Origin of the sequence: Pseudonocardia sp. SID8383 (assembly GCF_009864975.1) — a bacterium.
Taxonomy (GTDB): domain Bacteria; phylum Actinomycetota; class Actinomycetes; order Mycobacteriales; family Pseudonocardiaceae; genus Pseudonocardia; species Pseudonocardia alni.
The window spans coordinates 1-2,668 of the sequence record NZ_WWFY01000049.1; the positions used below are offsets into that span (position 1 = coordinate 1).

The window sequence follows — 2,668 nt, forward strand, 5'->3', positions numbered from 1 at the left end:
GCGGGTCGGCGCGCCGGGGGGCGCGCCGTCAGTGCCGCTTCCCGCGGAGTGCGGGATGCAACCGCCCGACGGTACCGAGGGCGCTGAACCAGGCGAGCTGGGTGGCCCCGCTGTGCGCGGCCTCGCCCCGGCGCGGCTCGGCGAGCAGCCGGGCGCGGCGCATCCCGGAGATCGCCGGGTGGAACACCGAGTTGCCGACGCCACGGGTCAGCACCAGGTCGGGCAGCCCCTCGACCGAGGCGCGGTAGGCCGGCGGCACGCCGCGCAGGCTCCAGCAGTCCGACCACGCCGGCGGCTCGCCCGGGTACTCGAGGACGAACTCCAGGTCGAGGACCTTCAGTCCCGCCCGCTCGTCCCACACGAGGTTGTGCGGGGACAGGTCGAGCACGAAGCGGCCGCGCTCGTGCAGGTCGCGGCAGAACCTCAGCAGCGTCCGCACGACCTCCGGGCGCAGCTGGGCGAGCTCGCCGGGCAACCGGCGCACGATGTGCCGGCCGGTGTCGCCGTAGAACGGGGTGAGCAGCCAGTTCGGGCCGTGCTCGAGCAGCTCCGGAACCTCGGGCAGGTCGCCGAGGTCGAGGCGGGCCCGCAGCTCGCGGCCGTAGGCCTCGTGCGCCCCGGGCCGGAACACCTTGCACACCGACGGCCCGTGCACCGGGTGGTGGACCAGCGCGACGCGGGCGCGGAACCCGGGCGAGGTGCCGCCGAGCATCCGCACGACCGGGAAGGGCATCGCGCACCGGCGGCCGAGGTCCTCGACCGGTCCGGCGATGCGGTGCAGGATCCCCGGATCGCCGAGCGCGTCGAGCAGGGCGAGGGCGTGCTCCGGCGACGACGACGCCTGCACCGGCAGGTAGTGCTCCCGCGGCGGGACGCGGCGCAGGACCCGCTTGTCGGTGTAGTCCAGGACGGCGGCGACCCGGTCGGCGACCGCCCGCACGCCCGACGTCCCGACCGGGGCGACCACGTCGCAGGCGACGATCAGGGCGTACGGCGCACCGGACGGGACCGGGCGCGACGCCGGCGCAGGCAGGGTGCCGCGGACCCGGGCGACCTGGGCGTCGTCCAGGACGACGACCTCGAGGATCTCCAGCCCGCGTGCGACACCGGCGACGGCCTCGTCGAGCAGGGGCGCCGCCGCCGACCGCACGACGAACACGGCCAGACCGCGCCAGCGATCGGCCGCGGCAGGTGCGCCGCGCCGTGTCTCCTCGAGGGTCACCGGCTCGTCCCGAAAGGTTGCGCCATGGGCGAATGATAAGGCCCCCTTGAACTAGGGGTTAACTCGACCGGTCCTGCGGTTGTCCCCTGGATGGCGGGTTCACCGGTCCGTGTGACGGCGTCGGAGGGACCTCGTCCGGCCCAGCCGCCTCCGCACCTGCCGCCTAGGTTCACGCGTGTGAGCAGCGCCGAACTCGCCGACCTGTACCGCGACCTGCACCGTCACCCCGAGCTGTCCTTCGCCGAGACCCGTACCGCGGGCATCGCCGCGGCCTGGTTGCGCGACGCCGGCTACGACGTCGCCGAGGGGGTCGGACGCACCGGTGTGGTCGGGGTCCTTCGCAACGGCGACGGCCCCACCGCGCTGCTGCGGGCCGACATGGACGCGCTGCCGGTCGCCGAGGACACCGGCCTGGACTACGCCAGCACCGTCGTCGCCATCGGCCGCGACGGGGAGGAGACGGCCGTCGCCCACGCCTGCGGGCACGACATGCACGTCACCTGTCTGGTGGGCGCCGCCGCCGAGCTGGCCGCCGCCCGCGACAGCTGGCGGGGCACGCTGCTGGTGGTGTTCCAGCCCGCCGAGGAGTTCGGCGCCGGCGCCGACGCGATGCTCGACGACGGTCTGTTCACCCGCTTCGGTACCCCGGACGTCGTGCTGGGCCAGCACGTCGCGCCGCTGCCCGCGGGGCTGCTGGCCCTCGCCGCCGGCCCGGCGTTCGCGGGCAGCGACACCGTGCGGGTGATCCTGCACGGCTCGGGCGGGCACGGCTCGCGCCCGGAGACGACGGTCGACCCGGTGCTGCTCGCCGCCGCGACGGTGCTGCGCCTGCACACCGTCGTGCCGCGGGAGGTGGCCGCGACCGAGACCGCTGTGCTCAGCGTCGGCATGCTGCGGGCGGGCACGAAGGAGAACGTCATCCCCGACTCCGCCGAGCTGGGCCTGACCGTGCGGTCCTACACCCCCGGCGTCCGGGACCGGGTGCTCGCCGGGATCGAGCGCACCGTGCGTGGCGAGGCCGCGGCCTCGGGGGCGCCGATCGACCCCGAGATCCGGCTGCTGGAGTCCTTCCCGCCGGTCGTCAACGACGCCGACGCCGCCGAGCGCACCCGGGCCGCACTGGCCGCGGTCACCCCGCTCCCGGTCGTCGACCCGGGGCCGGTCACCGGCAGCGAGGACGTGGGCCGGTTCGCCGTCGCCGCCGGGGTGCCGTGCGTGTACTGGCTGCTCGGCGGCGCCGACCCGGCCGCGTTCGAGGGCGCGGGCACCGTCGCGGAGATCCGGGAGCGGACCGCGTCGCTGCCGTCGAACCACTCCCCCCGCTACGCGCCGGTGGTCGAGCCGACGCTGTCGGTCGGCGTCGCGGCGCTGGTCGCGGCGGCGCGGGAGTGGCTGCCGGTCGGCTGACCGGGGTCAGAGGGCGGGGGCGCGCAGCGCGTGCACCGC

At 76.1% G+C, this 2,668-nt stretch carries 2 protein-coding genes; one reads left to right on the forward strand and one right to left on the reverse strand.

Annotated elements, in window-relative coordinates:
• Positions 1-28: 28 nt before the first annotated feature.
• A complete protein-coding gene (locus tag GTW08_RS01440) occupies positions 29-1,222 on the reverse strand; it encodes a hypothetical protein (protein ID WP_073577496.1) in 1,194 nt (397 codons plus the stop codon).
• A 177-nt stretch (positions 1,223-1,399) separates the two neighbouring features.
• Between GTW08_RS01440 and GTW08_RS01445 the strand changes: the two genes are divergently transcribed.
• Positions 1,400-2,629 carry an amidohydrolase gene (locus GTW08_RS01445; RefSeq protein WP_073577495.1) on the forward strand — a complete coding sequence of 410 codons (1,230 nt, stop codon included), beginning with the start codon at positions 1,400-1,402 and terminating at the stop codon, positions 2,627-2,629.
• The last annotated feature ends 39 nt before the right edge of the window (positions 2,630-2,668 follow it).